At 76.9% G+C, this 5,223-nt stretch carries 6 protein-coding genes; 1 reads left to right on the top strand and 5 read right to left on the bottom strand.

Annotation, left to right across the window (positions count from 1 at the left end; all coding sequences use genetic code 11):
- Positions 1-18 precede the first annotated feature (18 nt).
- Positions 19-885: a phosphotransferase gene (locus ACFUMH_RS18550; RefSeq protein WP_378209009.1), complete on the top strand. Its 867-nt coding sequence runs from the start codon at positions 19-21 to the stop codon at positions 883-885.
- Here ACFUMH_RS18550 and ACFUMH_RS18555 read toward each other — a convergent pair.
- The 5 genes from ACFUMH_RS18555 to ACFUMH_RS18575 all read right to left on the bottom strand — a co-directional run.
- Positions 807-1,886, bottom strand: coding sequence for a YihY/virulence factor BrkB family protein (locus tag ACFUMH_RS18555; protein WP_378208999.1), 1,080 nt, complete (start codon positions 1,884-1,886; stop codon positions 807-809). The genes ACFUMH_RS18550 and ACFUMH_RS18555 overlap by 79 nt on opposite strands.
- A 9-nt stretch (positions 1,887-1,895) precedes the next feature.
- Positions 1,896-2,495 carry a 2'-5' RNA ligase family protein gene (locus ACFUMH_RS18560; RefSeq protein WP_378209001.1) on the bottom strand — a complete coding sequence of 200 codons (600 nt, stop codon included), beginning with the start codon at positions 2,493-2,495 and terminating at the stop codon, positions 1,896-1,898.
- Positions 2,492-3,553: a tryptophan--tRNA ligase gene (gene trpS / locus ACFUMH_RS18565; RefSeq protein ID WP_378209003.1), complete on the bottom strand. Its 1,062-nt coding sequence runs from the start codon at positions 3,551-3,553 to the stop codon at positions 2,492-2,494. Before trpS ends, ACFUMH_RS18560 begins: the two co-directional genes overlap by 4 nt.
- 139 nt (positions 3,554-3,692) lie before the next feature.
- A complete protein-coding gene (locus tag ACFUMH_RS18570; protein ID WP_378209005.1) occupies positions 3,693-4,088 on the bottom strand; it encodes a Sec-independent protein translocase TatB in 396 nt (131 codons plus the stop codon).
- A gap of 54 nt (positions 4,089-4,142) precedes the next feature.
- Positions 4,143-5,223: S1C family serine protease (locus ACFUMH_RS18575; RefSeq protein WP_378209007.1), on the bottom strand; the 1,081-nt coding region annotated here is incomplete at its 5' end.

Below are 5,223 nucleotides of genomic sequence, written 5' to 3' on the forward strand. Positions count from 1 at the left end.
CGCGCGAGAGGATCGCGCGTGCCCGCCGACGCGTTCCCCCCTCCCCCGCGCTGGGTCGAGCCGGACCCGGGGGCGGTCGTCACGCCGCTGCCCGGCGGCAACGTCGGCGGCGCGGTGCGCGTCGGCACCACCGTCCGGCGCCCCACCGGCCCCTGGACCCCGGCCGTGCACGCGCTGCTGCGGCACGTGCGGGCCCGCGGGCTCGACGGCGTCCCCGAGCCGCTCGGGGTCGACGACGCCGGCCGCGAGGTCCTGACCTACCTGCCGGGCGTCCCGGTCGACCTCGCCGAGGTCACGGACGGACGCCTGGCCTCGGCGGCGCGCTGGCTCGCCCGCTACCACGCCGCGGTCGCCGGCTGGCGTCCGGGCGTGCAGCGGTGGCGCTTCGAGGAGCGCGACGTGGGCGCCGGCGAGATCGTCTGCCACCACGACGCGACGCTCTACAACATGCTCGTCGCGGCGCCGGGCGCCGACGACGTCGTGGGCGTCGTCGACTGGGACGTCGCCGGCCCCGGCGTGCCCCTCGACGAGCTCGCGATGCTGGCGTGGAGCGGCGTGCCCTTCTACGCCGACCCCGGGGCGGCCGAGGGCGCGCGCCGCCTGCGGCTGCTCGTCGACGCCTACGCGGCCCAGGGAGCGGCCCTCGAGGTCCTCGCGCCGGCTCCCGCGGACGTCGCCCGGCACGTCGTCGTCCGGATGACGGCCGCGACGGACCGGATCGCCGCCGGGCAGGCCGCCGGGGACCCCGGCATGCGCAACCTCGCGCGCGTCGGGGAGCCGGCGCGCACCCGCGCCGCCGTCGCCGCCTACGCCGACCGGCTGCCGGCCCTGCTCGCCGCGGTCGACGACGCGGCGGCCGGCGCGGCGTCGTCCTCCGCGTCCTGAGCGTCCGGGTCCACGAACGGCGGGTCCGCCGTCCACGCGGCAGCCAGGAGCACGATCCGCGAGATCAGGTTGACCCAGAGCAGCAGGATCACGACCACCGCGAACGACGCGAGGACCGGGTTGTCCTGCACGGACCCCGACACGGCCGACGTGCCGAGCACGCGGACCACGCCGAGCCCCGTCGCCGCGATCGCCGCGCCGCCCAGGAGGTCGCGCCGCGGCGGTGCCTGACCGGCGAGCACGCGCACGATCATGACGAAGAGCCCCGCGTCCACGACGAACGCCACCGCGATGCCGAGCGCACGCACCACGAGCCCGGACCGGTCGTCCCAGCCGACGAGGCCCATCAGCCAGTCCGCCGCGGTGGTGACCGCGAGGCCCAGCAGCGCGGTGAGCAGCACGGCGACGCCGATGCCCACGAACCCGCCGAGCTCGCGGAGCTTGCCCAGCACCGGGTTGCCCGTGGCGTGCTCGCCGAACATCGCCTGCACCGCCGTGCGCAGGGCGGCAACGGCACGGATGCCCGTGAAGACCAGCACCACCACCGCCACGACACCCGCGACGGACAGGCCGGTCGACACCCGGATCTGGTCGGGCTCGAAGAGCCCCCCCGAGCCGGTGTCGACGAGTCCCGGGAAGGAGGCGTTCACGGTCTCGAGGACGCTGTCCCGCAGCTCGCGGTTGCGGCCCAGGACCGCCATGAAGAGCGTCCAGCCGATCGTTAGGCCGGCGACGACCGAGAACAGCGCGGCGTACGCGATGCCGCCCGTGAGGACCCCGCCCCCCGCTCGCCCGAACTGGGCGTTCGCCCGCCCGGCCCGGGTGTGGTTCCACCAGGACAGCAGCGCCTGCACCCGCGCGACGAGCCCGGCGAACCCAGGCGCCCAGCGCCGCGGCGCCACCGGGTCCGGTGCGGCCGCCGCGGCGCGCAGGTGGGCCTCCCCCGCCCCGGCCGCGGGCCGCACGACGGTTCGCTCGGCCGGGGTGCGGGGGCGCTCCATGGGCCGAATCTAGGTCGGCCGCACCACCGCGGCATCCGGACGCCCGTGCCGGGGCGCGCCGTCGCGCGGCACGCCCCCGCGCAGCGGGTACGCGCGCTCCTCCTGCCACGCGTGCCCGTCGTGCACGAACCGGTGCAGGTGCGTGACCAGGAACGTCGCCTCGTAGCCGGCCATCGCGGCCTGCGCGGCGTCCAGGGCCGCCTCGTCGAGCTCGTGCGCCACGGTGACGTGCGGGTGGAACGCGTAGCGCGGCTCGTGCGCGAGCGGCCCGGCACGCAGCGCGCGCTCGATCGCGGTGCACTCCGGCGCGCCGCGCAGGAGCGGCACGAACACGACCGGCGTCACCGGCCGGAACGTCGCCGCACCCCGCAGGTGCACCTCGAACGGCGCGTGCGCGTCGGCGACGGCGCGCAGGTGGGCGTCCACGTCGCCGCCGGCCCCGCGCGGCACGGGCGTGGGGCCGACGAGCGTCACGTGCGGGTGCACGTGCGCCGCGTCCGGGTCGCCCGAGCGCGCCCGTGCCTCGTGCAGCTCCGTCCGGTACGGCTCCGGGACGGCCACGGCGACGCCGACGAGGCGCTCGCCGGGGCCGCACTCCGGCAGCCTCACGGGCGCGTCCGCCGCCGCGGCAGCAGGCCCGACCGCTCGTACACGCGCTCGAGCGTCGGCACGGCGAGGGAGCGCGCGCGCTCGGCGCCGTCCGCGAGCACGTCGTCGAGCGCCGTCGGGTCGGAGAGGTAGTGCCGCACCCGCTCCTGGAAGGGCGCCAGGAACTCGACGACCACCTCCGCGAGGTCCTTCTTCAGGTCCCCGTAGCCCTTGCCGGCGTAGTCGGCCTCGAGCGACGGGACCGTGCGGCCCGACAGCGCCGAGAAGATGGTCAGCAGGTTGGACACGCCCGGCTTGGCGGCGGGATCGTAGCGGATCTCCCGCTCGGCGTCCGTGACCGCGGACCGGATCCGCTTCGCGACGACCTTCGGGTCGTCGAGGAGCTCGATGAGGCCGTTGGGGCTCTCGGCCGACTTGCTCATCTTGGCCGTCGGGTCCTGCAGGTCGTAGATCTTCGCCGTCGCCTTCGGGATGAACGCCTCCGGCACGACGACCGTGCCGGCGCCGAAGCGCGAGTTGAGCCGCTGCGCGAGGTCGCGCGTCAGCTCGAGGTGCTGGCGCTGGTCCTCGCCGACCGGCACGAGCGCCGTGTCGTACAGGAGGATGTCCGCCGCCATGAGCACCGGGTACGTGAACAGGCCGACCGTGGTGCCCTCGGCCCCCTGCTTCGCCGACTTGTCCTTGAACTGCGTCATGCGCCCGGCCTCGCCGAAGCCCGTGTGGCAGGACAGGATCCACGCGAGCTCCGCGTGCTCCGGCACGTGCGACTGCACGAACAGCGTCGAGCGGGCGGGGTCGACGCCGGCGGCGAGGTACTGCGCCGCGGTCCGGCGCGTCCGCTCGCGCAGCACGGCCGGGTCCGGCGCCACGGTCAGCGCGTGCAGGTCGACGACGCAGTAGATCGCGTCGTGCGTGTCCTGGAGCGCGACCCACTGCGTGAGCGCCCCGAGGTAGTTGCCCAGCTGCAGCGAGTCGGACGTGGGCTGCATGCCGGAGAAGATCCGGCCCGCGGCCGGCGTCGTGCGCTGCGGCGACGACGTGGGCAGCACCTGGGTCATGCGAGGCCTCCTGAACGGGAGCGGCGGCGGCGGACCGGGGTCGGCCGCGCCGGACGGACACGTGCGGGTCGTGCGGTGCCCGCGGCGGCGGGGCCGTCGGGGCGGGCGTGCGGTGCGGTGGTGCGGGCGGGACGCGGGCTCAGGTGGCCTCGTCGTCGAACGGCGCGGGGCCGGGCCAGGCGGCGGCCGGACGGGCGGACGCGGTGCGCACCGCGCCGACGGCCCCGGCGGCGGTCGCGACGCCCGCGGCCCGGGACGCACCCGCGGCCCGGGACGGTGCGACGTCGTCCAGCAGGGCGTCCCGCACGATGCGCCGGGGGTCGTAGCGGCGCGGGTCGAGCGCCGCCCAGTCGACCTCGCCCGCGACGTCGCCGAGCTCGTCGTCGACCCGGCGGCGCGTGTCCCGCACGACGTCGCGCAGCCGCCGGACCCAGCCGGCCAGCTGCTCGGCGTACGCGGGCAGGCGCTCCGGCCCGATCACGAGGGCGGCGACGAGCAGCAGGACCAGCAGCTCACCACCGTTGATGCCCAGCACCCGGACAGGGTACCCCCGCGCGGTCGACCGCCGGGGGCGGCGCCGGCGGGACGGTCAGTCGGACGTCAGCCCGTCGAGGCGGACGCGGACGTCCCGCTCCCGCTCGCCCGTGCGGACCTTCAGGACGACCGTCTCCCCCGGCTCGCGCGCGCGGATGTCGACGATGAGCTCCTCGGACGCCGTGACCGGGCGGCCGTCGACCGACAGGATCACGTCGCCGCGTCGGATGCCGGCGCGGTCCGCGGGGCCGTCCGGTGTCACCGCGGGGCTCCCGTCCGGGTCCTGCTCGAAGACGCGCACGCCCTCGCCGGTGTACGCGCTGTCCAGCAGGACCCCGATCACGGGGTACGTCGCCCGGCCCGTGGTGATGAGCTGCTCGGCCGTGCGCCGGGCCTGGTTGGACGGGATGGCGAAGCCGAGGCCGATGCTGCCGCCCGCGGCGCCCAGCCCGCCCGGCAGCTGCGCGATCGCCGAGTTGATGCCCACGACCTGGCCGGTGGCGTCGACGAGCGGCCCGCCGGAGTTCCCCGGGTTGATCGCGGCGTCGGTCTGGAGCGCGTTGATGAACGTCTGGTCGTTGCCCTCGCCCGCGACGACCGGGCGGTTGCGGGCGCTGACGATGCCGGTCGTCACGGTCCCGACGAGGCCGAGCGGCGCGCCGACGGCGACCACCGGGTCGCCCACGATGACGGCGTCGGAGTCGCCGAGCGGCAGCGGGGTGAGGCCGGTGGCCTCGACCTTGACGACCGCGAGGTCGTACTCCGACGTCGCGCCGACGACCGTGCCGTCGAGCTGCGTGCCGTCGGAGAAGACGACGACCAGCCCGCCGTCGCCCGCACCCGCCACCACGTGGTTGTTGGTGAGCACGTACCCGTCCTCGCGCAGCACGAAGCCCGAGCCCGAGCCCGCCCCCTCGGCGCTCTCCACCTCGATCGAGACGACGCTCGGCAGCACGCCGGCCGCGATGCCCGCGACCGACGACGCGTCGCGCTGCACGGGGGCGACGGGCGCCTCCGGCGCGCGCGGCAGGTCGGCCGTCGCCGGCCGGCCGTCGTCGCCCCACGTGCGGCCGCCGACGACGCCGCCCGCGAACCCGGCGACCAGCGCCAGGACGACGAGGGGCGCCACCCACGCG

This window comes from Cellulomonas sp. NPDC057328 (assembly GCF_042667215.1).
Classification (GTDB): domain Bacteria; phylum Actinomycetota; class Actinomycetes; order Actinomycetales; family Cellulomonadaceae; genus Cellulomonas.

Coding starts and splice junctions, on each gene's coding strand:
- trpS (WP_378209003.1), bottom strand. CDS start 3,553: ATGACCCAGGTGCTGCCCACGTCGTCGCCGCAGCGCACGACGCCGGCC.
- ACFUMH_RS18555 (WP_378208999.1), bottom strand. CDS start 1,886: ATGGAGCGCCCCCGCACCCCGGCCGAGCGAACCGTCGTGCGGCCCGCG.